The sequence below is a fragment of the Streptomyces longhuiensis genome, from assembly GCF_020616555.1.
In the GTDB taxonomy this organism is placed as follows: domain Bacteria; phylum Actinomycetota; class Actinomycetes; order Streptomycetales; family Streptomycetaceae; genus Streptomyces; species Streptomyces longhuiensis.
In genome coordinates, this window is record NZ_CP085173.1 from 9542561 (window position 1) to 9565649 (window position 23089).

Consider the following 23089-nt stretch of genomic DNA (forward strand, 5'->3'; position numbering starts at 1 on the left):
TAGGCCACCGCGTGATCATCGAGGGTGTTCACCGGCTGCCCGCCTCGGCCTGGCACAGCCACAGCGCGGGAGTGGGCGCGAGGTCGTGCCTCCACCGAGATCGCGACTCCCGCGAAAGCCACGTCGTGCAGACACCGAACAGGTTCATTGCACGGTGCAGCGCGGGCCCCCGCTGAATTGGCAGGGGCCCGCGACATCAACAGCGGAGGAGCGCCGGGCCCTGCCCATGACGAACAGGGCCCTGGCCAACACGGCTTACGGTCTGCTGCCGGCCTGACGGCAGGGGCGGACGGTGGCTAGCTCAGATGCCGAGTGAAGAACCGGGCCGCGTCCTCCCCTGCGAACTGCGGGACGCCGGTGTGCCCGCCCATGTTGGCGTGCAGGGACTTCTCCTTGGAGCCGAAGGCGTCGAACAGATCCAGGGCCGCCTGCCGGTCGTTCCCTTCGTCGTCCCACTGCAGCAGGACGTGCAGCGGGATGGTGACCTGGCGGGCCTCCTCGAAGATGGTGCGAGGCACGAAACTCCCGGCGAAGAAGCCGGCAGCCACAATGCGCGGCTCGATCACCGCAAGGCGGACGCCGATGGAGATCACTCCTCCCGAGTATCCGACCGGGCCGTCGATCTCGGGCAGCGACTGGAGGGCGTCCAGGGCGGCCTGCCATTCCGGGACCGCCTTTTCGACCAGCGGGAGGATGAGGGCGTCGACGATCTCGTCGCTGACCGGCTCCCCGGCCTTCATAGCCCGGCGCAGCTCTGCGCGGGCCTGCTCGATAGCAGCCCAACGGGGCCGGTCACCGCTCCCGGGGAGCTCGATGGTGGCCGCGGCGAAGCCGTCCGCCGCGGCATGCCGGGCCCGCCCCGTCAGCCGGGGGTACATCTTGTGCAGTCCGAGCGGGGGGTGGCCGAGCAGGATCAGCGGGACCGGTGCGGATGCGGTCGCGGATCCGGGCGTCCACAGGATGCCGGGGATCTCGTCGAGGGTGAATTTGCGTTCAACGACGCCGTCGTCGAGACGCTGTTCAGAGGTGAAATGCATGGTCGTGCCTTTCGGGAGTGCTCGTGAAACGGCGCTCCCGGACGACCTATCGCCCGACCGTGACCCCGGAGGAGAGCACCCATGTGAATACGTTCACGGGTACCACCTCCTCGTTCTCTCGCACGGCCTCCGGAAGGCTAGCAATGCTCGCTGCGAATCGCCAATGGGTTCTTGCGAGGCTCCGGGGCTGGACGCCAAGGAGTCCGAAACACTACGCAGAACTACTCGGGGCCTGGTCGCGGCTTCCCGAGGCGAGGCCCTGCGAGGCCGGGGGACGCTGGGGGCACTGCCGTTTCTCTCGTGAACATCGAACACGACGTGCCGCCGATGCCTCCCACCTCATCTACGGGTGCTGTCGGTTCTCGGGTTCTGGCCCAGATTCCGTGATGCCGTAACTTTCCGTCCTGCGTGCGCTTCCAAGTCGAAGGGGAGAGTGACTGTGGCCGATGGAGTAGTTCTCGACGGAGTGCTGACCCGTCTTGTCCCGACGACCGAGGACGATGTGGATCTGCTGGCCCAATGGTTCGCTTCCCCAGACTTCGTCGAGCACTGGGGCGGCGTACCGATATCGCGTGACGAGGTGGCCGACAAGTACGTCGGGCGGCGCCGGCCGCGTGTCGAGTCCTTCCTTGTACTGGCACAGAGCACACCGGTGGGCTACGCGCAGTACTGGCACGCCGGCGCGGCTGAAGGCGGCATCGACATGGTGTTGGGGCCGGAGGCGCGCGGCCGGGGCTTGGGACCGGATGCGGCTCGCGCGCTCCTTGCGCACTTGGGCGGGACTCTCGGATGGCGGCGCGTGACAGTCGATCCCGGGAGAGGGAACGTGCGAGCAGTGCGCGCCTGGGAGAAGGCCGGCTTCCGGCAGGTGTCGGGCGAAGCCGAGGACCTCCTCATGGAGTTCAGCTTTTCCGAGGGTCGTCAGGGCTGACCGCCGTCATTCGTCACTCACCGTGCGCGCTTCACAGACGTTGAGCCAGAACCGGTTCTCGTGAACAAAGCCACCGTGAGGAAATGCCACCTTCGTGAGACAGAGCGGCCACACCAGCGGTCGGAAGGTCGCAGGCAGCAGCCGACTCCTGCGGCGGAATCGAATCTGCGATCTTTCTTCATGACGTCATCGACGATCGGCCCACTGCCAGCCCTTCTCGCGGCCGACCGGGCGCAGTAGGCCGCGGAGGTAGTCCCGCATCCGGTGTCACAGATCCGCGCGGCAGTCAGCGAGACGCTGCTGGAGTGCCGGGTCTTCACACCGGCCGTCGTGTCGAGCTCAGTCCGTGTCAGGGACGGGTGTGAAGCGGACGCGGTGCTCGCCGGGCCCGGACCGGACCACCAGAATCCGGGACTTGGCGTCCCAAGAGATGACGTCACCGCCTGTGACGCGTCCACCGCGCGGGAAGTGGCGCTCGGGCAGATACAGCTCCGTGCCCCCGCGGACACCCCGCCGCGCGCCACGCCAGCTCACCTTCAGCGTCCTGGATGTGGCATCCCATTCGTACGTGTCCGGTTCCCCCGCGATCGCGAGCGGCGTGGGCCGGTCGAGCACGGGCAGCAGTCGTGTCGCCCGCAGTCCGCCACGTTTCGTGCGCTCCCAAGGCGACCAGGGACCGGGGTCGTTGGACCAGTAGGCGGTCCCCGCACCCATGTCCTCGGCGAGACGCCGCACCGCAGCGACGTACGTCAACGCTCCCGGCAGCGTCGCGTCGATCCCGTACTCGCCGATGACGACAGGGGCGTTCAGCCGCCGCGCGGTGCGTTCGGTCTGCGTGCGCCATGAGCCCAGCGTGCGCCGCACCCATGCCTTGGCGTCACCGCTGTAGCCGTTGCCGAGGTCCAAGGGCAGTGGGTAGACATGCGGGGCGTAGGCGATGCGGGCCCGGTCGCCGTCGCCGCGTGGGTCCTTCAGGTACGGAAGTCCGCTGGGCAGGCCCCAGTTGGTGCTCACAGCCTCCGGCTCGACAAAGATCCAGGAGTCGTGGTCGACCTCGCGGATGGCCGCGAGGGTCCTGCGGTAGAGGGCGGCGAGCGGGCCTGCTTCGAAAGCCGCTCCCTGCACGGATCCGCCCCATGGCTCGTTCATCAGGTCGTAGCCGATGACGGCGGGATCGTCGCGGAATCGTCCGGCGACATGCGCCCAAGCCGCCGCGTACCGGGCACGCAGATTCCGGCTTGACTGCCTGGTGCCCCAGAAGTGATCGAAGGCGCGCACCGTGCCCGGTTCGATGTACTTGAGCTCCCACTGATCCTGCTCCGCGACCTGGAGCCCGTCGGTCTGGGTGGCCCAGGCGGGCGCGCCGTTGCCTTTCGTCTTCGGCCCGTAGACGTCCTGATGCATGTCGAGCATGACGTGATAGCCGCGCGCGCCGTACCAGTGCACACGTTCGGCGACCTGGTCGAGATACGTCTCGTCGTACGCCCCCGGCCTTGGCTCGACGTTCCGCCATTGGATGAGGAACCGTACGAAGTTCGAGCCGAGTTGCTGCTTCTCCCGCTGGACGTCGGCGGCCTTGATCCACGGCATGCCGTTCGGTTCGGACTTGGCGCTTGAGGCGGTGTTGAGACCGTTGAGGACGAGGGCGCGCCCCTGGTCGTCAGTGATCCAGCGGCGCTTACCGCCCGCGCCCGCGCTGTCCGGGCCGACGGCCACGAGCAGCGCGACGGCGACGGCGGCGGTGACCCAACACGACGCCCAGATACGCCACTTCGCCCGCAGCGACTTGATCGCAGATCCGGCCATGGCGTGGACTATAGGCACTCGATCCTGCCCCGCAACAGACGTGAGCACTGTTCAGCTTTTCTGTTCCCGCCCTCTGTCGGGGCGCCCGAACGCCACTTACAGTGATGCACCATGTCGCTGAAGATCCGCTGGTCCGCGACGACAGCAGTGCTCTGCGCCTGCCTGGCACTCGTTCTCGCGTACGGCTTCGTGCCACTCCTGACCTACACCACCGCGCACGCGGGCCTGACCGTCGTGCCGAGCGCGCTCGGCATCCCGCCCGGACTGCCGGGGCTTCGCGTGGCGCCGCTCGGCGCCACGACCTGGGCGTGGCAACTGGCCGAAAGCTTCGGCGCGTTGACCCTCCTCGCGGCTGCCGTGCTGCGGGTTCGCCGTCACGTACGCCGCCGTCCCGACAGCGGCCGCACTCGGCGTCTCCTGGCCGGCTGGACCGCACTGATCGCGGGCGCCGCTGTCGCCGGGGCGTGGCGCGGGTTCGTGGCAGCGCGGATGGTGGAGGCGGGGTTCGCCGGCTGGGTGGGATACGCGGTTGCGGGGGCGGTGTTCGGCGCGCTGTGGGGCGTGGCCCTTGGCTGGCTCCCGGGGCTCGCGGTGCTGTCCACGGCAGCAAGGAGGGCGTCGGCCAGGTAGGCGCCAGAACCCGCCGCAGCTGCCGTCTTTGGTAGTGAGCTTGTTGCCGCTTGACGACGCTGAAAAGGACTTGGCCGCCCGGAGCTTGTGACGGTCACCACCGCTCACCGCCGGGCGCCGCCGGAACGCTACTTCGACAAACTCAAGCACAACAAGGTCCTGGCCGCCCACAAGGGCAAACGAGCTCGCCTCTGCCAAACCGTAGTCACCCTCGCCTGCCGACGACTCTGGCTCACCTGACTTTGCTGGACGCGACGCAGGTCGTGCGGGCGTCCAGTTGTGTCCGTGATGCTCCTGAAGCGGCTCTCCCGTGGCCGATGTCCGGGTTATATCGACCTACAATGTTCGTGCGGTTTGGCCTGATTGGTGAATCCATCACGCAACGTAGTGTCAAATCGACATCACTACAAGTGAGTTGTGCGCAAAGAATGCAGGGTATGGGCGAGATTTTTCACGTCAGGCTTTGAAATGGTCACAGGAAGGTCACTAGGGTCAGGTCTCGAACCTCCGCTCTGGTGATCACTCACATGAGGTGAGTGACGGTGGAGGGGCACCGCCCACTTGGGTGTTTGTGGGCGGCTGGAGGTAGAAGGAGACCGCCTTCGTGGCGTCCCACCGTCGACCCAAGCAGTCAAGCCGTGCCCGTGTAACCGTGCTCACGGCGACCGCCGCCGCTGCCGTGGCCCTTACTTCGCAGGCCGCCAACGCGGCCCCCAAGCCCACGAAGAGCGAGGTCAAGGCGAAGGTCGACAAGCTCTACGAAGAGGCGGAGCGGGCCACCAACCAGTACGACGGGGCCCAGGAGAAGCAGAAGAAGCTGGAGAAGGAGATCGGCCAGCTCCAGGACAAGGTCGCCCGCGAGCAGGGCGAGCTCAATGAACTGCGTACGGGCCTCGGTGCGATGGCCGGCGAGCAGTACCGCTCCGGCGGCATCGACCCCTCGGTCCAGCTCTTCCTCTCCGCCGACCCCGACGACTTCCTCGACAAGGCGTCCACGCTCGACTCCCTCTCCGCGCGGCAGCTGGAGTCGCTCAAGAAGGTCCAGGCGAAGCAGCGCGAGCTGGCCCAGAAACGTGCGGAGGCCGCAGAGAAGCTTCAGGACCTCGCAAGCACCCGCACCGAGCTCGGCAAGAAGAAGAAGGAAATCCAGGGCAAGCTCAGCAAGGCGCAGAAACTGCTGAACTCCCTGACCGCCGCCGAGCGCGCCAAGATGGCCACCGAGGAGGCCCGGGCCAGCCGATCCTCCTCGAGCCGCGTCAACCTCGGTCACGAGGCGGCCGCCTCCAAGTTCGGTGCCGCCGCGCTGAACGCGGCCGCCACCCAGATAGGCAAGCCGTACGTCCGTGGCACCACGGGGCCCAACTCCTACGACTGCTCGGGCCTCACGCAGTGGGCGTACGCGCAGGCCGGTATCCAGATCTCCCGGGTCACGTACACGCAGGTCAACGACGGAACCCGGGTGGGCATGAGCGCACTCAAGCCCGGTGACCTGGTCTTCTTCAACAACACCGAGCATGTCGGCCTCTATGCGGGCAACGGCCAGGTGCTGCACGCGCCGCATCCGGGGGCCTCGGTGCGCTACGAGTCGATGAGCACGATCGGCAGCTTCCAGTTCGGCGTCCGCGTCGCAGGCTGATTACGCCCGCATCTGATCCTCCTACCGACGGTTCCGGGAACGCCCCTGTTCGGGCGAATTCCGGGCCTTAGGTGTATTGAGCGTGAGCGTTGTCGACGCGTGGGTCTTGATGAATGACGAAGGCCTCCGGTGTGGTGGAGGTGTCGAATCTGCACCGCACAGAGGCCTTCATGTCTCACCGCAACGCCCGTCTGACCCGTCACAGCAGGCGGATCCTGGTCGACCGAGTCTGCTCCGGCCGGCCGATCGCCCACATCGCGAGGGAAATGGGCATCTCCCGTCCCACCGCCTATCGGTGGGCGCGACGCCGGTAGGCAGATCGGCCCGAAGCTCGCGCTTCAACCACGTGAGCGGTGCCGTGAGATCACCGCGCTCATCGTGGACGGCGCACTAGCCTCCGCCCGGGACCGCTGGATCGCTGAGCAGTCGAAGAACGGTCGTTATGCCACGGCTCATCACGTCGTCATCGAGGCCGACGGCCGCCAGGTCGGCCAGCTCCGTCGTACGTTGCGAACCTATGCGGTTACATCACCAGGCGAGCGGGCGGAGTCACTACGATGCGGCTCCTCGACAGCGGCTGGGCTGGTCAGCCGGCCTGCGTGTCCCGCTTCGAGACGGCCAGGTAGGCGACGAACCCCAAGATGGCCACTGTCCAGGACAGAGTGACCGGCCCAAGACCCATCGCGAGACCGCCGCGGCCTCGGGGGAGGGCCATCCAGTCAGCGAGGGAGGCGCCCAGTGGGCGGGTGATGACGTACGCGATCCAGAACGCGGTCACCGCGCCCAGGGTGCCGGCGCGGTGCAGGACGGCGGGGACACAGATGGCGACGGCGAACAGGACTGCGGAGCCGAGGTAGCGCAGGCCGATGGAGGCAGTCAGGTCGCCGGCTGCGGTGCCCAGCGCGAACGTGGCGAGGACGGCGGCCCAGTAGAAGAACTCCGAGCGGCGGGTGCGGATGCTGTGGATGGAGAGGGTTCGCTCGCTCGCGTACCAGAGGGCGAACACAGCGGCCAGCACGATCATGAACAACGGCGTGGAGATGGCGTAAGGAACACCGAGGACGACGTGCAGCACGTCGGCGGCCATCGTGCCGAACACACTGACCATGACGATCCCGGTCCAGTAGATCCACGCCACGTACCGGCGCACGGAGAACTGGATCACCAAGGACACCGCGAGCCCGAATCCACCGAGCCCGACCGCCAAGACGGGGTTGAGGGCCTTGGCCAGGAAGTCGGATGCCGTCTCGCCCATGCCGGTGGTCAGTACCTTGATGATCCAGAAGTAGACCGTCACTTCAGGAACCTTGTTCGCCATACGGCGGACGTGGGCATGGGTAACGGCAAGGTTGTCCGGGTGGTCGAGGACGTGTTCTGTGCTCATGGCCCGCACGATGACACGGTCGACTGTCTCTACCCCAGCCCCCTTTACCAGGGCTTTTCGGCTTCTGGTGCAGATGTTTCCCCAGCCGTGCGCGAACCTGAAAGCGACCTGAACACCGCCCGCTGAGCACTGGTTGTGCCCGTCCGGCGGTTGGTATGAAGGGCAGTCGTTGGTTGGTGCCGCATCAGGAAACGTTCGCTCCGACCTTGCTCTGGGGAACCGGTCTGACCCCCACGTTTAGGAGTTGCCAGTGGGTGGCAGCTCCGATAGGGACTCGCGCCCCGCCCTAGAGGCCCTGGGCAGCTTCAACTCGTGGATCGGGGTCATGGAGTCCGGCTTGCTTCGGGACGGGAGCCTTGACCACATTGCGGATCTTGAGGTCTTCATACGCGATGAAGTCGTGTTCGCGCACGAGGTCGGGGGAGTTCGACTGCGCAGGAGCGGGTATGGAGGACCTCGCACTCGTCGTGTGTGGGAGGGGCAATGCTGACCATCCTGATATCCGTGCTGGCAGTCCTCGTATCCGTGGGTTCTCTTGCCCTGTCGTATGCATCCAACCGCCGTTCCCACATGCCGGTCTTGCAGTTCATGTGGGAGAGCGCTCAGGGCGATTCCGGTGAGCCGAAGTGGTGGCTTGTCAACGTCGGAACAGGCCCAGCAACAAACATCGTTGTTGCCCAGACCCTGAGAACGGGGCTCACACGAGGACTCAACGGGGAAGTGTGGTTCAACCCAGTGCTTGTCCCTTCCATCCCGTCCGGAGGCAAGCTTTCGTTGTCATGGCTCGGTGGGACCATGGGCTTGGATTCCGGCCTCGGAGCCAGTTACACGGACGTTGAGCGGTTCTTCTACACCACCAAGTGTGGCGATGACGTCTCGATGTTCTTCAGCGGGCTGCATCTTCCTCGTTGGCCGCTTCTGAAGCTCAACGGGAACAAGGCCGTCAAGACATGGTGGGGCGTGGAAGACCTCGCTGGTCCTCAATGGTCCTCGGTCACGGCTGATCACGTTCGGCGACGCTGGTGGTTGCCATCACGCTTTGGGCTGTCACGCCGCCTCGGCGGCTGGGCGGATCCAGTGCTCTCCTACCGGCCGCGATGACCGAGCAACTTCGAGCTACATCAACTGAGTTACAACCGGAAGCCCGACTCCACCAGACGGGCAGGCAGCGCCTCAAACACCGGAAGTTCGGACGTGGCGTGACCAGCCAGACGACTCATGTGGGTACTTGCCAGAGACTGAGGATCAAGCGTCATGCCGGTGATCGTCCCACGAGCCTTACCAGGGAGAAGGCCCCGGACCGCTCATGGTCTGAGGCCTTCAGGCGGTGGGCCTGCCGTCGACGGCCGTCGTGCCTCGTGCCTTACGCGGTGGTGGGTCAGGCCGGGGTGTCGGCGTCCTGCGTGGAGGCCGCGAATGCCTCGGGTCCCTGCTCAGCCGCGGCCGGGTCCATCCACATGACCTGCCAGCCGTGCCCGTCGAGGTCGAAGAAGCTGCGTGAGTACATGAAGCCGTGGTCCTCGGCGCCATCCGCCTCGGAGCCGCCCGCCGCGAGTGCAGTGGCGCTGACCGCATCGACCTCATCGCGGGACGACACGCTGAAGCAGTACAACGCCAGCGTGTGTGTGGTGGGATCGGCCATCGGCAGTTTCGCGAACTCCGCGAACTTCTCGCGGCTGAGCAGCATGACGAAGGCGTGCTCGCCGACCAGCATGCAGGCGGCGGTCTCGTCGGTGAACATCGGGTTGAAGCTGAACCCGAGCTTGGTGAAGAACGCCTTGCTGAGCCCGAGATCCGCCACGGGGATGTTCACGAACAGCGTGCGGCCCGGGTGTGCGGGATTCGTCATGGTGGGTCTCCATTCGGTGGCTCGATCGTGTACGTCCTGGTAGACCGGCCCGACCGGCGGAACTCATCGGTGTACCTTCCCAAACTCGGCTTGCCCTCGGTGAACTGTGGAACCCCACCGCTCTTACCCGGGACGGCCGCCAACACGGGACATGAGATTGCCTGTTGACCGTGCAGCCGCTGAATCTCACGGGCGGCGTGGGCTCGCCGACGAATGCCACTGCGCTTCGTTGACGCGCTGTACGCGAACATCACCGAACTCGAACTCGAGGAGAGTGAGTTGGACGGCTTCGTGTTCTCCCATGGCACCACCGCGCACATCCAGGTGATCGAGCAAGTCTGCTGGCTGGTGCACCGGCCTGCTGCCCGAGTGAACCCGCGTGAGCGGTCGGGGGCAGCGATGCATCGCTGCCCCCGACCGCTGAGGGGTGCCAAACCGCCTTCGAACCGTGGCCTGACCTGATCACCGGCGTCCCTGCACTTGCACTGCGCGACGTCGTGGATCGGAGCCGCTCGCTGTGGTCAGCTTCCTAATGAGGAGTCAGCAAGTGCTGGGCGCGGGCTTGTCGGCGAAGCGGTCCTGGAGCCAGGGGACGCCCTCCCTGCCCGTTGCGATGGTGGCTGCGATGTGGCCGGGGATGTGGTTGCTGCTGAAGTTCACTGTCGCGCCGAGGCGGCACCAGTCGGCGGCCAGCTTCTTGCCGACCTGCTGGGGGATGACATCGTCGAGGGTGCTGTGGGAAAGCAGGACCGGCACCGCGGGCCTGCGCTTGCCGAGCTGCTGATCCGCCACGATGGCATTCCACGGTGCTCGATCGAGGAGCTCGGTCAGCGGGCGAAGGCCGGCGGCCAGGAAGCGGGAGTGCAGGAACGGGTACTTGGCGAGTGCCTGCGTGGTGCACAGGTTGTCCCGCAGGTCGTGCGTCACCCGCTTCCCGTGGGAGTTCAGGTACGCGTCGATATCGATGCCGTAGCCGGCGCCGAGCCCGGAAAGGGCGTAGTTGAAGAACACCCCGTACGCGGAGCCGTCGAGACCGGCGGCCATCTGGCCCATGTCCGCCGGGGGAGCGCCGACTACGGCACCCTTGATCTTCAGCTCGGGTGCATACTCCGGGGCGAGTTCGGCCGCCGAGGCCGTTGCTCCGCCGCCCTGGGAGTAGCCGTAGAGGGCGACCGGCCCGTCGGCGGGCAGGTGTGCGCCCTGGAGCCGTTGTGCCGCCCGCACAGAGTCCAGGACTGCATGGCCCTGCACTTCGCGATTCATGTAAGTGTGGACTCCTGGGGTGCCCAGTCCCTGGTAGTCGGTCACCACGACGGCGAAGCCCTGGTCCAGGAGCTTCTTGATGGGCAGCCCCTCATACTCGGTGCCCTGGGCGATCTGGAGCGAAGGCGCGCATTTGTCGGCCAGTCCCTGGGTGCCAGGAGCGAAGGCGACGATCGGCCGCGGGGACAGGTTGACGTTCCTGGGTGTGAGCACGGTGCCGGTGACCGCGATGGGCTTCCCGAGGCGGTCGGTTGTGCGGTACATGATCCGGTCGACGCTCGCATCGACCTTGATCGCCTTGAGCGGGTCGAGGTAAAAGACGGCCTGCTCGGAGCGGATCACGTCACCATTGTGTGCGGGCAGCGCCGCTGGCGGCTCGTAGAAGACGGGCCGGTCGGCTGCGGTCGCTGTGGTGGCGATGGACAGGGTGAGGGGAAGAACAGTGGTGGCCGCGGCGATGAGCGTTGCCACGGTCTTCCTGCCTAGGGCACGACGACACAGCACGAGAACTCCTCGGTGGTGGGGGTGCAAGATCCACTGGCTACCGGAGCAACGGCAGGCGAACGAGGAGAACCGCTGGTGCATGACCCGAACGGCGCAGGAAGCAGTGCCCGCCTCGGCCTCTCAGCCGCGTCAGCCCGCGGGGTGCTGTGCGCCGGCCGAGACCGCGATGCTGGTCAAGATGTCCCCGTCGACGAGTGAGTTCGCGGCCGTAGAGGTCGCCGGGAGACGAACGCGCAGCGCAAGCACCGCCCCGGCGCCTGCCTCATCACCCGCCGACATGTCCCACGCCTCTGTCGGGACCTCAGAGAGATTCATGTGGCGGGTGAGCAGTTTGACGTGGCGGGACCGAGCGCTCTGATCAGCGAGCTGAGGCGGCTGGAGAGCGAGTTGATCTCTGTTTGGCGACAGTACCTGCGGGCGCCGTTCCACAGCGCATAGGGTCGCCGACATGGCATTGCGACCTGTTCAGGTGAACATAAAGGCCCTTGATGACTCGGCGGTCGGCCGGTTCTGGGCGGAGGCGCTCGGCTGGAGTGTCTCCAGCGAGGGACCCGGCGTGACCAACGTTGAACCGGGCGGCGGCTTCGTCTGGCCGGACCCGGCCGCTGTCTGCATCGACGTCGTGAGCGTCCCGGAACCCAAGACGACAACAAAGAATCGTGTCCACATTGATCTCGCCACCACCTCCGTGGCCCATCAGGCAGAGTTGGTCGCGCGCCTGAAGGCTCTCGGCGCGACGCCTGCCGACATCGGGCAGGGCGACGTGCCGTGGACGGTCCTCGCCGACCCGGAAGGCAACGAGTTCTGCGTGCTGGAACCTCGGGAGATCTACCGGGACACCGGGCCGATCGCCGCAGTGGTGATCGACTGCGCGGATCCGCGGGAAATGGCCCGCTTCTGGGGCGAGGCGATCGACTGGGCCCTGCACGAGGTGACCGACGATCGTGCCGTGCTGCGCTCTGCCAAGGGCGTCGGCCCGTATCTCGAATTCCTCCGCGCCGGCGTGAAGACCGTGCCGGACCGCGTCCATGTCGACCTGCTGCCGTACCCCGGTGACGACAAAGCAGCGGAGGTGGCCCGGCTGCGGGCCCTGGGCGCCACCGATCTCGACCTAGGCCAGGGCGACGTCCCGTGGACGTGCCTGACGGACCCGGAGGACCACGAGTTCTGCGTCCTGGGCCGGTCCTGACATGCGGCCCTGACGCCCCGGCACGCGAGCCGTGCCTGCTCATCCGCCACGCCCCGGGCAGTCGGGCTGCGGCATCCAGGTGGATTCGAGCCGTGGGAGCCCCTCGTGTCGGGGGCGTCGGTCGGCTCGCTCGCAGGCCACTGCACTCAACTCGCCGGATGCACTGCTCAGTCACACCGCCTGTGACTGAGCAGCGCATCCGGCGACCGAGTAGATCGCCGGCAGGGCTGGTTGCTCTGCCTACGCAGCGGTCGTAGCTGACCCCACCACTACGGGGACAGGCTTACTTCGAAGAACACCCGGCGCCGCCTCCAGCGGGGACACACCGGTGGCGAAGGCACAGTCCCCATTGGCCCATCCCGCATGCGCCCTGGCGGCATGTCACATAACGTCGGCCGTGGGCGACGACAGGAACGAAGCCCTCGGGGCCCCGCATCAGCGCGTGTGCGGGGCCCTCCCCGTAACTCGGGGTCGGCCGGCCCATGTGCGAGCAGGCTGAGGGTCCGGGCAGGGGGCTCCTGCCTCGGCTGACGACAGTTGGCGTTCCGATCGTGCTGAGGTGGGCAGACTCAGCGCAGGATGTGCTCGATGGTGAGAGCCAACTGGAAGAAGTCCTTACGGCTTCTGGAAGCGGGTTGTGTGTTGGGGGCGTACTCCAGGACTGTCCGCGTCTTCTCCCGGTTGTGTCCATGGGTCTTGTAGCTGCGGACCAGGTGGGCGCGGACGGGTATGTGCAGTCGCGGCGCCACTCCTGGGTCTCGAGGACCTGCACGCAGTCCTGGTCGGTCCCGGGGCCCCGAGGTTGAGCAGGACAAGAATCCGGACGTAGCGAGGGAAGAGGACCTGATCGAGGACGGCTTCCGCGGCCTCGCGTGAGGCCGCCTGCGGCGTGTGGGGGAGCACGGCGAGGTCCAACCCGTCCGGAACGATCCAACTTCATTTCCCCGGACCCATATTGGGCGCCTACCGCGCCTCACCACATAGGGCACGGCCTCAGCCCACGACCAGCTACACGCCGATCTGGACGTGGATCACTTCTGGGCTGCGCAGACCACCCGGTGACGCCGAGTCGCGTATAAGATCCGCTCCCGAGATCGGCAACGTGGCCGAGCCCGGAGGGGACGGCCCGGTGACGGGTCTATGGAGGAGGCTTCGATCCGTATGTCCATAGCCGAGCAGACCCGGGCGCGCGCCATGGCCGAGCAGGTACGGATACCCGCCCGGCTCCAAAGCCTGACTGCCTTCCTCTGCACGGCTGCGCTGCTGGCCGCCGGCTGCACGGCAGCGGGGGAGGGGCCGGCGCGAGGTTCCGTACGTGCCGGTGTGGATGTGACGCCGTCGGGCTGTGTCGCACCTGCCCAGGCCCCCGATGCTGCTGCGCCACCTGTCCGCAAGAAGCCCGTTCCCGTCGCCGACTTCAACGGCGACAAGCGCGGGGACTTCGCTGTGGAGGGCTGGTATCGCCCGGTGGACGGCGGCAGTTGGCGGCAGAACCGGGCGTATGTCCTCGGCTCGAAGAGTCCGGTCAAGGCAGCCGATGCCGTATCGCTGAGCCGTGTCTTCCCTGGGATGCAGGACAAGGACGGCAACCCCCGCATCTCGGGTGCGACGATCAGCAAGCCGCGCGACCTTGACGGGGACGGGCTCGGCGATCTGGTCTTCAATGACGCCAAGGGGCGACAGTACGTGGTGTGGGGCCATCGCGACGGCAAGCAACGGGCTACCCGCCTGGACTCGGCAATCCCGCGGCTCAACTCGTCCCCCCTGGGAGATGTCGACGGCGACGGCCATGCCGATCTGGTCGGCAATGCCGTCGCTGACCGGCCGAAGGCAGGCGGCTGCTCGGTCGTCCTCATGCGGGGCCCGCTCGGCCGGGACGGCAAGCCTGCCGGACTGTCCGGACTCGACCTCGAGCGCAACGGCACACTTACTGTGCGCACCACCGTGAGCGGCGACTTCACCGGCGACGGACGCACCGACCTCCTGGTGGAGAGCTTGACCGGCGAAGACAGCATGGAGGGCGACTACCCAGAACCGTCCGACCGCGTCGATCTCTACACCGGGACCGAGCAGGGCCTTGCGTATGCGGGTCGCACCAAGAACATGCCGACGCAGCTGACCTCGTCTCTCGTGGCCGACTTCGACGGTGACGGTGCGGACGATCTGTATTTGAAGCCCGAGGACGGCCCGACGGTCCTCTACTACGGCGGTCCGACTGCGTTTCTCAGCGGACCTCGCAGCGTGCCCATGCCCGGGGGGTGGTTTCCCGCAGCGATCGGTGATGTGAACGGTGACGGTCTGGTCGACGCTCTGCAGGTGGATACGGGCCGCCACAACCCGGACGGCCAGGTCACCTTGTACGTGGGCGGACCCGAAGGGCTCGCGCTGTCCACCGCCGTGAACCGCGACTCCGTGGGCCTGAAAGGCGAACCTGGCTTCGAGGTCGACAGCGACCACTTCGGGCGGAGCGTGGCTCTGGTGGATCTCGACGCGGATGGATATGACGACTTGGTCGCGAGCTACGTGGGATATCACAAACCCCGTGAGGATCAGGGCTATTGGGTCTTCCCCGGCAGCAAGGACGGGCTGTCCGGGAAAGGCGCGTACTTCCTCAAGACCCACGAGCTCGGTACCGGCTGAGAACTGGCCAGCGTTCCAGGTGAACTGAAGCTTCGGGAGCCGCTGCAGGGCGAGTCGGATGGTGTGCAACGGGCGATGGTCCTCACACCGGTCTGTGGCGAGGATGCTGTTTCCGCGAACCTGGGCGCGAGGACCCTCTGCACCGGCCGCTCGACGGTTCTGATCGCGCAATTGGCGAAGGTGCGAGTGCGCTGGAAGGCACGACTGCATGAGAGGGATCATGGATGTGAGGCGGGGCCATCGGGGCGGGCGTTCTCGGCTCGGTGGATGGCGCGTGCCGCGTTGATGAGGCCGATGTGACTGAACGCCTGTGGGTAGTTGCCCAAGGCTTCGCCTGTGGCGGAGTCCACTTCCTCGGCGAGTAGACCGACGTCGTTGGCGCAGGCCAGCGCGGTTTCGAAGCTGGCGTTGGCTCCACGCGTCGTTGCCGGTGCGGACCGGGGTGCTGCCGCGCCGGCCCGAGAGGTGGGTGAGGGTGCGTTCGCTGAGGTCCCTTTCACCGCCGATACCGAACATGACCTGGAGGCCGATGCCGCGGTCGAGCTGGGTCGCCGCGGCCTGGGCGAGGAATCCGAAGTAGGCGGCCTTCTCCTTCTCGCAGGCCGAGGTGGACAGTGCCTGGAGGGTGAAGCTGGCATCACGGACCCAGGTGTAGCGGTAGTCCCAGTTGCGGTCAGCCCCGACCGATCCGACCGATCCGCCTGTCCCGCCGGGTGGGGGCCGAAGTCCCCCGTACGGCCGCGGGCATCTCGCCGCCCCTCACGGCGACGGCTCTGGGGCCGGCCCGCTCTTGTCCGGCTTACGCAGATCTACGCGCGGGCGGGGCGCGGGCGGGGGCTGCTTCCGAGAGCGGGACCGCCGCATGCGGATCAGCAGGGCCACGGCGGAAAGGGCGAAGAAGACGGCGGTGATGAGCAGCCAGCGGCCGAGGAACACGTCGGCGGAGAGCGTGGTGTACAGGGTGAAGCGGTGGCTGACCCGCCCCAGGATCAGCGGAAAGTACGTCAGGAGCAGGACGCCGGAGAGGAAGACCGGAACCCGGATGTAGTTGATCCACCCCTGGCTCGGGTGGGTGGTTGCGGCTCCGTTGGAGTCGACAGGTTCACGACGCTCGCCGAGGACGGTCTGAGCCGCACGATCGGTCACCGTGTACAGGGGGAGCAGCACCAGGTCGTGCAGGAGCGCGGCGCCGACGAACCAGATGACGATCCTCCAGGGCTCGCCGTCGCTCAGCAGCCGCACACCGGCGTAGCCGGTCAGGGCGAACGAGCAGAGCACCAGCAGCAGATGCAGCGGCGAGGCCCCGTAGACCGTGCGGAAGCGTTTCACGCGTTCTCCCCGAAGGTCAGCCGCGTGACCCACTTGGTGTTGTGGACACCCGGGTTGGCCGGGACGATGATCCGCGCGGGGTAGCCGTGGTCCGGAGACAGATCGGCCCCGTTGACCCGCAGCGCCAGCAACGAGCGCGGGTCCCTGACCTGGTTGTCACGCAACGTCGTCGAACGGAACGACCCCGCCCGCTGGGCGGACTGGACGAACACGCCCGGCGCTTCTCCCGTGAATCCGACCAGGGCCGCCAGGTCCGCGAGGCGTACTCCGCTCCACTCCTGGTCCTCGGTGGACCACCCCTCCACACAGGCGATCGGCAACGCGGCCCGGTGCTGCGGCAGCGCCAGAACCTGATCACGAGTCAAGATCTGCTTCCGGCCGGGTCCCCGCACGACGAGACGCCAGGCCGACCCCACATCCCGCGCCCTGATACCCACCCCGACAGCGGTCTTGTTGATCTGGAACCCGTTGGGGCCCGGCCCGGGGTCCTGCCCGCGCGGCGCGAGCAGCGCGGTGGGCCGCATCCATCCCCCGATGCTCTGTCCCGCTGTCACGCCGAGCAGGACGAGGGAGCCTGCCCCCACCATGCCCAGCGCGCCTCGGCGTGACATGGTCGGGGCGGCAGGGCGTGGGGTGACCAGGTCCGTAAGGTCGGACGGATCCCCCTTCACGGCTCCGACAGGCCTGCGCAGTTCCTCGCGAAGAGTGCCGCTGCGCAGCATCCGGACCATGAGCGGGATGCGGAAGGCGACATGGACGACGAAGGCACCGATGAAGATCCAGGCACCGTAGAAGTGAAGGGGGTAGAACGAGCCGGGGAAAATGTAGTCCAACTGGATGTTCAGCACGCCGGTCGCGAACTCGAAGAGCACGCCTCCCACGAGCAGCAGCACCGAGATCCGTTCGAGTGCGTGGCCGGCCGACTTGACCGGGGGCCATGAGAACAGCTTGGGGATCACCGACCACAGCTTCGCCAGCAGCACCGGGATCAGGACGATGCCGAGCGTGACGTGGACGCCCTGGGTGAGCCGGTACAGCCAATAGGGGTGTGTGGGCCAGGAGAACAGATAGAAGCCGAGCCAGCCCCGGTCCGGGGTCTTGTCGTTGGCGCCGAGATCCGGGTTGTACGCGGCGTACGAGAGCAGTCCCGTCACGAACATCAAGACGATGCCCGCCAGCAGTACCGCCCCGAGTACGGACGTCAGCCAGGGCCCGCGCAGCGGACTGCGCCAGAAGCCCCGGCGGGTCGGGCCCACCGGCGGTCCATCCCGCAGAAGGTCTGAGAGCGCAGGCTTGCGTTCTGCCGACTGCTTGAGCGACGGACTGGTCTGGCCGGGAGCCGGCTGGGTGCCGACCGGGTGAGTGTCTTCCGATGGCGCCGGACGGGCTGTGCCGGGTTGATCCGAGGCGTCGAGCGGTTCGGTCCCATGGTGCGGCTCGGATGCTCCATCGTCACGGGGGTTCCCGTCACCCGCCTGCTGGTCGCCCATGAGACCTCTCCCGAATCGGCCTTTTAGTAATATAACGACAAGAATAGGAGCATAGTGTTGCCGCTTTGAAGCTCCGGAAGCAGGTTGGGCGAGTTTGTGTCCGACACGGTCTCTCAGCCGGCGCACTCCGTTCCCAGGCAGCATTGCTGGCGAGCGAGACCACCGCGGCGGACGCGACCACTGCTGGGCCAACCACCGGTGCGGGCCCGGCACCATGGCACTTGGGGCCAGGCGCGCGGTCCGTCGTGGGCCCACGGTCGGCGCGGAGGCTGGAAGCACGACTGCGGCAACGCCACGACCACCTCAGGCAACTCCGGCCGTACCGAAGACACCGGCAACGCCTCGAACGAGTTGGCGACCTCAGGTGGTCACCATGCCCGCGGCGGCGATGCCGGCCACGCGAATGCTTGGGGGATAAGCCATGTACTGGGTCACGCCGCCTGACCCAGCAGTTCACCTTCAGCATTGAGGCTCCGAAGACTTTGCGGTCTTCGAGGCCCTTTCATATTTCAGCTGTGGATCGTGATCGTCGAGAGGCGCGTCGGCGAGGGAGGCCGCTAATCCAGCCACATCCCGTCGCGCATGATGACTCTCCCGCGTAGTTCTGGCTCGCCGCGCCAAGCGCGCACAGTCCTCGGGACCACGCGGATATACAGAAAGGAACCCTCTTCCACGCGTGGGTCCCACCCGAACTTGTCGGTGAACGCCTCCGCTGCGCCGCCGGGCACCTCCTGATCAGGGAAGCACTCCGCCTCGCCCTGGAGGAGCACCACGTCGAAGGTGTCCGGTAGCGACAGGCGCACGCGCGGCTCTTCACGGACGTTGCGCGCAGTCACGGAAGAGGCGCTGGTGCACATCCACACTGCTCGCCCATCCCACAAGAACCACAGCGGCACCTGGTGCGGCCCGTGATCAGGGTGAGCCGTCGACACCCATACATCCCGCTCGGCAACGAGCCGTTCCAGAGTGTCGCGTATACGCTCCGCCATCTGGCGACGAACGATTCCGGTGCTCTCCATGAGGGTCGACCCTAGCCACGTAGGCACGAAGCGCGCCTGAGGCGCAGGTCCTACTCCCAGCGACGGATGACCCGTCAGCATTTGGCTCGAGGCGACCAAGGTCGGTGCTCAAAGTGGCCGGCGGAAGCGCTCAGTCATACCTGTCTCCAGCAATTGCCGGCGCCTGATCGCGACTGGTGGGTGCGGCGCCAGGCGGACCAGCTGAGCCGGTGAGCTGGGCCAGTGACTGGTCCAGCCCCGTTGGACGGGCCGTTGGAGCCGGCCGCACCGAGCACCAGGGAGCCCTGCTGAGGGAGATGAAGCCCGACCTAGGCTCGCCTAGAGGTGAGGGCGTCGGGCCGCCTGGAGCGATTGGCCCTTGGCCGGCCCCGCTTGCGACGACTCTTCTACAGCCACACGCTGTCCATGACGCCCCTTGTGTTCGCTCCGCTTTGGCCAAGTCACGCGGTTCCGACGGCGTCGTTCGAAGCTGCCCCTTGGGGAACACGGAGCTGCGCGACACGGCGATGGGAGGCGGTGACACACAGGTGGACGACCGTTCGCGACCCGCTGCCGGTCGCGGTGGGCGACGGCTGCGGCATGTCGTGCTGGGGAGCCGGCCCGCCCGCGGGGCGAGGGCGCAGTCACGGTCCCATACGGCTGGGACCACGCTGCGGCGCGCCGGGGACCACGACGGCGTGACTGTGAACCGCGGGCTGCGTGTGGCGGCGGCGTACGCATGGCGGCTGCTTTTGCTCGGGGTTGCCGTGTACGCGGTTTTCACGATCCTGGGGCGGTTGCAGCTGGTCGGTGTGGCGCTGTTCCTCGCATTCGTCGTGACCTCGGTGCTGCGTCCGCTCGCCGATCTGCTGGCGCGGCGTCTGCCGAGGGCCGCGGCAGTTGCGTTGAGCGTGGTCGGGAGCCTGATCGTCGTGCTGGGGCTGCTGGTGCTGGTCGGCGGACTGATCGCGAAGGAATCGACACAGCTGGGGCAGGAATTCTCCGGGGGCGTCGGGCGGATCCAACGGTGGCTGGAGGGTGCCCCCTTCCACGTGAACCACGCAGTGCTCTCGGATCTGCAGGGCAAGGTGTCCACGTTCGTCTCGCAGCACCGTTCGGAACTCATCAGCAGAGCGCTGAGCGGCGCCGGGCGGCTGGTGGAAGTCCTCACCGCAGGGGCGCTCGCCCTGTTCTGTTCCTTCTTCTTCATGCATTCCGGGGACAAGTACTGGTACTGGTTCCAGGATCTGCTGCCGGAGGGCGCTCGGGACATCTGGGGCCGCGCGGGACGGACGGCGTGGCGCACCTTCGCCGGGTACACGCGGGGCATCATCATCGTGGCCGCATCCAACGCCGTGTTGGTCGGGATCGCGCTGTTCGCGCTGCGCGTGCCGCTGGCCCTGCCGCTGATGCTGCTGGAGTTCTTCGCCGCCTTCATCCCGCTGGTGGGCTCCCCCATCGCACTGGCCGTGGCCACGGTCGTCGCCCTGGCCACGCGGGGCCCGGTCATCGCGATCGTGGTCCTCGCCCTGATCGTGGTCGTCGGCCAGATCGAAGGCCACGTACTGCATCCACTGGTCCTGGGCTGGGCCGTGCGGCTGCACCCCGTGGTGGTGGCTCTCTCCGTCATCGCCGGAAGCATCCTGGCCGGAGTGATCGGCGCGGTCGTGTCCGTCCCCATGGTGTCGGTCGCCTGGTCCGTACTCAGCGAACTCCGCGCCCCACGTACGCGGCCCGAGCCGGACCACCCCGGACGCTCACCGGACTGACACGCTGAAGCCCGAGAGGCGGCCAAGGGTTTGCCGGGCGCGGCCGCACGTCGGTCCAGTCGCGTCCGGCCGGCGTCCGCGACCGGCGCACCGCACTGTTCGTGCACGACGTGGGATGGCTCCGGCACCGTCACCCGGCCGACCCCGTGCCCCCACAGGTACCGGAGTTCGCTCGTGCTGCTTCGGGCTTCAGGCCGATGGTGAAGCGAATCTGATGGTGGTGACGCAGGGAGTCGCAGACTCAGGTCCGGGGCAGCCGGACACCGCAGATACTTGTCTGCGGGCCGGGTGCTTTGGAGGGGCTGGCCGTGCCGGAGCCGGCCGGTGCTCACACCGGCCGGTTCTGCCGTTCGGTGTACCGGCGGACTGGCGGTATCGGCCTGTGGAGCGCCGGTCAGGCCAGAACCTGTTCTGGCGCAGTGCGAAGAGGCAGGAAGCCACGGATTCCCCACCCGGAAGCCGTGCCGCATAGCGGCATGGCAACCGGCGGAGAACACCGGAACCCTTGCCCTTCACGGAGAGGAGCAGGTCAATGGTTTCGGGCCCCCGACGAGACCATCACGCGCAAGTTCCCTCCGTACCGCCAGTGACAGGCCGTTCGCTGCCGGCGGTGACGTGCTCTGGGGGATGGTCTGGAAAATCGTCGCGTCAGCCCCCATCAGGTAGCTGGCCAGCACTCCCCGGACTCTCCCGTCGTTCCGCGAGACCATTCCCAACTGCGCAGATAGCAGTGGGTGACCGCCCGAGATGCAGGGGGTGACGAGGCCTGTTTTTCTGGAGTGGCCCGCTCTTCCCCATCACCCAAGGAGTGATCATGAGCGCAGCAGGCGAGTCCGGTCGGATCCAGCAGATGCGTGCCAAGGCTAACGACCTCGAGCAGGCCGCGGAACGCGCCACTGACCCGCAGGAGCGTCAGCGTCTGAAGGACAAGGCCCGCCAGCTCAAGGAGCAGAGCGAGCACGCAGGCGGTACGGGCAAGTCGGACATCGACCCGACGCTGTAGTCCCGGTAGTTCCGAGCACAGACACCGGCCGGTGGTCAGTCTCCGTAGCCTTCTGGTACGCGAGAGGCCCCCGGCCGGTCACTGCTGTCTCCGCTCAGCCGCCCGCGGCCCCGGCAGGCATGTCGGCATGGCACCTCTGACACATTCGGTGAAACCGGGCCGGCTCGCGCAGGGCGAAGTTGCGCTTGATGTCCTTCTCGAACGCCACGGACGACCCCCACGCTGCGGCCTCGTTACAGGCATGCAGGATTCCTCAAGTGCCGCCGTCTGTATGGGCGTCGGCAGGAGTTTCACCTGCACCACCAGTTTCACGGCCGTGACGGTACCTGCCGCCCGACGTACCGGCATTCGAACAGCGCACATTCCTCACCAGGCACTCCGACCCGGTCTCTTGCGGGCCCTCCGCGCCCGTTGTCGTGACGATGCTCCGCATCGCCGTCACCGGATGTGATTCCTCCCGGGGGTGAACCACCGGGGTTCCTCGCGAGAGCACGCTGAAGAGATCGCCGCCGCCCGTCTGCCCAGGGGCGCACGGACACGTGCCCAGCTCGCCGGACAGGCGTCCTCTGGCCTCCGGAGAAGGGCTGGAAATGACGGAAGCGCCTTGTCCGGCAACGTAGTTGTCGGACCTACCGCCCCGGTGGGAAGTCAGGCCCCCGGCTGTACCGTCCGCGCGGGTTTCTCGCCCCCTCGATCAGTCGAGGGCGAGAAGACCGGAGCCACTCGGGCGGGTCGGGTGCGTCTGTGGGGACGGATGCGGTCCGTCAGTCGCTCAACCGCGTGGCGAGTGCACCTTGTCGGTGCTGATGGTCAGCATGACCCGTTCCTGGTCGCGCCCACCGAACCAGGGATAGGGGCCGCCGAGGTACTTGTGCGCCACTTTGTCGATGTGCGTCTCGGCGCCCTCGGTCGTGGACGAAATGACGCGGCCGCGGATTGCCCAGTAGCGGGAAGGTTCCGCCGGATCTGCGATGGCGACGGCGACGCGCGGATCGCGGTGGATGTTCTTCATCTTCTGATGAGTGGTCACCGTGTTGATGACCACATGGTCACCGTCAGTGTCGACCCAGGTCTGGGTGATCTGCGGCGACCCGTCCGGCATGAGTGTCGTCAGGAAACAGATGGCCGGGCCGCCCAGGACCTCGGTCAGCTCACTAGGCAATGTCATGGCGGGCAACTTTCTCATGTGGTGCCGGAGCACCCACTCAATCAGAACCTCCAGCCCATCTGCCACCACGGTCTCGTGCCCCCCGGACGTCGAGCGTGCCCCACCCTTGTGCGAGAGTGCCGGCCTCGGCGAGGGCTTCGCCTGCCTCGTACGCCGTGAAGTGGGCACCATGTCTGAGTGCCGCACGCACGAGCGGGGTCTGATCGAACGTCCAGTGGAGGCCGTCGAGCGCTCAACCCCGGCGTATGTATCGGTGGTTGGCTGGTCGCCCCCGGGCCAACAACCTCACCTGCGAGTTCCATTCCGCCCCTTTTAGGTGTTGGCAGCAGGGCGGGCCGACCGAGCGTCGTTGCTGCTTGCGCTCCGTGTACTGCCGCTCAGCGGAGTTCTTGATCGCGTACGCGGCAATTTGGCCTTTCGCGGTCAACAGTCCGCAGCGGGGGGCGTACCGCGGTGCTCGCCC

The 23089-nt window shown here is 67.1% G+C and carries 20 protein-coding genes and 2 pseudogenes; 10 read left to right on the plus strand and 12 right to left on the minus strand.

Translation table 11 applies throughout. The features are described from left to right. Positions 1–296: 296 nt before the first annotated feature. Entirely contained in the window at positions 297–1037 is a 741-nt protein-coding gene (locus LGI35_RS43475; RefSeq protein ID WP_227299939.1) for an alpha/beta hydrolase, read from the minus strand. A 439-nt stretch (positions 1038–1476) separates the two neighbouring features. On the opposite strand from LGI35_RS43475, the gene LGI35_RS43480 reads away from it, so the two are divergent. Further along, positions 1477–1968, plus strand: coding sequence for a GNAT family N-acetyltransferase (locus tag LGI35_RS43480; protein ID WP_227299940.1), 492 nt, complete (start codon positions 1477–1479; stop codon positions 1966–1968). A gap of 339 nt (positions 1969–2307) precedes the next feature. On the opposite strand, the gene LGI35_RS43485 is transcribed toward LGI35_RS43480, so the two are convergent. Further along, positions 2308–3774, minus strand: a complete 1467-nt coding sequence (locus LGI35_RS43485; RefSeq protein ID WP_227299941.1) for a cellulase family glycosylhydrolase — start codon at positions 3772–3774, stop codon at positions 2308–2310. 111 nt (positions 3775–3885) lie between these two features. Between LGI35_RS43485 and LGI35_RS43490 the strand changes: the two genes are divergently transcribed. The 3 genes and pseudogenes from LGI35_RS43490 to LGI35_RS43505 all read left to right on the plus strand — a co-directional run. Beyond that, a complete protein-coding gene (locus tag LGI35_RS43490) occupies positions 3886–4404 on the plus strand; it encodes a hypothetical protein (RefSeq protein WP_227299942.1) in 519 nt (172 codons plus the stop codon). 604 nt (positions 4405–5008) lie between these two features. Then, positions 5009–6040: a C40 family peptidase gene (locus tag LGI35_RS43500; RefSeq protein WP_227299943.1), complete on the plus strand. Its 1032-nt coding sequence runs from the start codon at positions 5009–5011 to the stop codon at positions 6038–6040. A 170-nt stretch (positions 6041–6210) separates the two neighbouring features. Beyond that, positions 6211–6348 (plus strand): annotated as a pseudogene (locus LGI35_RS43505) (helix-turn-helix domain-containing protein); the annotation flags it as partial. A 278-nt stretch (positions 6349–6626) separates the two neighbouring features. On the opposite strand, the gene LGI35_RS43515 reads toward LGI35_RS43505, so the two are convergent. After that, positions 6627–7424: a COG4705 family protein gene (locus LGI35_RS43515; protein ID WP_227299944.1), complete on the minus strand. Its 798-nt coding sequence runs from the start codon at positions 7422–7424 to the stop codon at positions 6627–6629. A gap of 483 nt (positions 7425–7907) precedes the next feature. Here LGI35_RS43515 and LGI35_RS43520 point away from each other — a divergent pair, with 483 nt between their 5' ends. Beyond that, entirely contained in the window at positions 7908–8525 is a 618-nt protein-coding gene (locus tag LGI35_RS43520) for a hypothetical protein (RefSeq protein WP_227299945.1), read from the plus strand. A 277-nt stretch (positions 8526–8802) separates the two neighbouring features. Here LGI35_RS43520 and LGI35_RS43525 read toward each other — a convergent pair whose 3' ends face one another. Then, complete coding sequence (locus LGI35_RS43525; protein WP_227299946.1) at positions 8803–9273, minus strand: VOC family protein; 471 nt, start codon at positions 9271–9273, stop codon at positions 8803–8805. A 213-nt stretch (positions 9274–9486) separates the two neighbouring features. Here LGI35_RS43525 and LGI35_RS43530 point away from each other — a divergent pair, with 213 nt between their 5' ends. Continuing rightward, complete coding sequence (locus tag LGI35_RS43530) at positions 9487–9735, plus strand: hypothetical protein (RefSeq protein WP_227299947.1); 249 nt, start codon at positions 9487–9489, stop codon at positions 9733–9735. Positions 9736–9813: 78 nt separating this feature from the next. Here the strand turns inward: LGI35_RS43530 and LGI35_RS43535 are convergent, their stop codons facing one another. Beyond that, positions 9814–11007 carry an alpha/beta fold hydrolase gene (locus LGI35_RS43535; RefSeq protein ID WP_227299948.1) on the minus strand — a complete coding sequence of 398 codons (1194 nt, stop codon included), beginning with the start codon at positions 11005–11007 and terminating at the stop codon, positions 9814–9816. 481 nt (positions 11008–11488) lie between these two features. Here LGI35_RS43535 and LGI35_RS43540 point away from each other — a divergent pair, with 481 nt between their 5' ends. Further along, entirely contained in the window at positions 11489–12229 is a 741-nt protein-coding gene (locus tag LGI35_RS43540) for a VOC family protein (RefSeq protein WP_227299949.1), read from the plus strand. 569 nt (positions 12230–12798) lie between these two features. Here the strand turns inward: LGI35_RS43540 and LGI35_RS43545 are convergent. Beyond that, positions 12799–12978, minus strand: a complete 180-nt coding sequence (locus LGI35_RS43545; protein ID WP_227299950.1) for a hypothetical protein — start codon at positions 12976–12978, stop codon at positions 12799–12801. Positions 12979–13390: 412 nt separating this feature from the next. Here LGI35_RS43545 and LGI35_RS43550 point away from each other — a divergent pair, with 412 nt between their 5' ends. Next, a complete protein-coding gene (locus LGI35_RS43550) occupies positions 13391–14869 on the plus strand; it encodes an FG-GAP repeat domain-containing protein (protein WP_227299951.1) in 1479 nt (492 codons plus the stop codon). 218 nt (positions 14870–15087) lie between these two features. On the opposite strand, the gene LGI35_RS43555 is transcribed toward LGI35_RS43550, so the two are convergent. The 5 genes and pseudogenes from LGI35_RS43555 to LGI35_RS43575 all read right to left on the minus strand — a co-directional run bounded on the left by LGI35_RS43555 (position 15088) and on the right by LGI35_RS43575 (position 18707). Continuing rightward, positions 15088–15369, minus strand: a complete 282-nt coding sequence (locus tag LGI35_RS43555) for a glycoside hydrolase family 15 protein (protein WP_227299952.1) — start codon at positions 15367–15369, stop codon at positions 15088–15090. Continuing rightward, a pseudogene (locus LGI35_RS46255) lies at positions 15329–15514 on the minus strand (glycoside hydrolase family 15 protein); the annotation flags it as partial. The pseudogene LGI35_RS46255 and the gene LGI35_RS43555, both read right to left, overlap by 41 nt. 114 nt (positions 15515–15628) lie before the next feature. Next, a complete protein-coding gene (locus LGI35_RS43565; RefSeq protein WP_227299953.1) occupies positions 15629–16198 on the minus strand; it encodes a hypothetical protein in 570 nt (189 codons plus the stop codon). Next, positions 16195–17472 (minus strand): molybdopterin-dependent oxidoreductase, encoded by a 1278-nt coding sequence (locus tag LGI35_RS43570; RefSeq protein ID WP_227300758.1) that lies wholly within the window; start codon positions 17470–17472, stop codon positions 16195–16197. Before LGI35_RS43570 ends, LGI35_RS43565 begins: the two co-directional genes overlap by 4 nt. Positions 17473–18245: 773 nt before the next feature. After that, positions 18246–18707, minus strand: coding sequence for a pyridoxamine 5'-phosphate oxidase family protein (locus LGI35_RS43575; protein WP_227299954.1), 462 nt, complete (start codon positions 18705–18707; stop codon positions 18246–18248). Positions 18708–19213: 506 nt separating this feature from the next. Here LGI35_RS43575 and LGI35_RS43580 point away from each other — a divergent pair. Together LGI35_RS43580 and LGI35_RS43585 are read left to right on the plus strand one after the other, a co-directional pair. Next, a complete protein-coding gene (locus LGI35_RS43580) occupies positions 19214–20455 on the plus strand; it encodes an AI-2E family transporter (RefSeq protein WP_227300759.1) in 1242 nt (413 codons plus the stop codon). Positions 20456–21269: 814 nt separating this feature from the next. After that, a complete protein-coding gene (locus tag LGI35_RS43585) occupies positions 21270–21458 on the plus strand; it encodes a DUF6381 family protein (protein ID WP_227299955.1) in 189 nt (62 codons plus the stop codon). Between the two features lie 772 nt (positions 21459–22230). On the opposite strand, the gene LGI35_RS43590 is transcribed toward LGI35_RS43585, so the two are convergent. Further along, a complete protein-coding gene (locus LGI35_RS43590) occupies positions 22231–22692 on the minus strand; it encodes a PPOX class F420-dependent oxidoreductase (RefSeq protein WP_227299956.1) in 462 nt (153 codons plus the stop codon). Positions 22693–23089 lie beyond the last annotated feature (397 nt).

Coding starts and splice junctions, on each gene's coding strand:
- LGI35_RS43525 (WP_227299946.1), bottom strand. CDS start 9,273: ATGACGAATCCCGCACACCCGGGCCGCACGCTGTTCGTGAACATCCCC.
- LGI35_RS43485 (WP_227299941.1), bottom strand. CDS start 3,774: ATGGCCGGATCTGCGATCAAGTCGCTGCGGGCGAAGTGGCGTATCTGG.
- LGI35_RS43575 (WP_227299954.1), bottom strand. CDS start 18,707: ATGGAGAGCACCGGAATCGTTCGTCGCCAGATGGCGGAGCGTATACGC.
- LGI35_RS43550 (WP_227299951.1), top strand. CDS start 13,391: ATGTCCATAGCCGAGCAGACCCGGGCGCGCGCCATGGCCGAGCAGGTA.
- LGI35_RS43490 (WP_227299942.1), top strand. CDS start 3,886: ATGTCGCTGAAGATCCGCTGGTCCGCGACGACAGCAGTGCTCTGCGCC.
- LGI35_RS43520 (WP_227299945.1), top strand. CDS start 7,908: ATGCTGACCATCCTGATATCCGTGCTGGCAGTCCTCGTATCCGTGGGT.
- LGI35_RS43475 (WP_227299939.1), bottom strand. CDS start 1,037: ATGCATTTCACCTCTGAACAGCGTCTCGACGACGGCGTCGTTGAACGC.
- LGI35_RS43540 (WP_227299949.1), top strand. CDS start 11,489: ATGGCATTGCGACCTGTTCAGGTGAACATAAAGGCCCTTGATGACTCG.
- LGI35_RS43585 (WP_227299955.1), top strand. CDS start 21,270: ATGAGCGCAGCAGGCGAGTCCGGTCGGATCCAGCAGATGCGTGCCAAG.
- LGI35_RS43515 (WP_227299944.1), bottom strand. CDS start 7,424: ATGAGCACAGAACACGTCCTCGACCACCCGGACAACCTTGCCGTTACC.
- LGI35_RS43580 (WP_227300759.1), top strand. CDS start 19,214: ATGGGAGGCGGTGACACACAGGTGGACGACCGTTCGCGACCCGCTGCC.
- LGI35_RS43530 (WP_227299947.1), top strand. CDS start 9,487: ATGCCACTGCGCTTCGTTGACGCGCTGTACGCGAACATCACCGAACTC.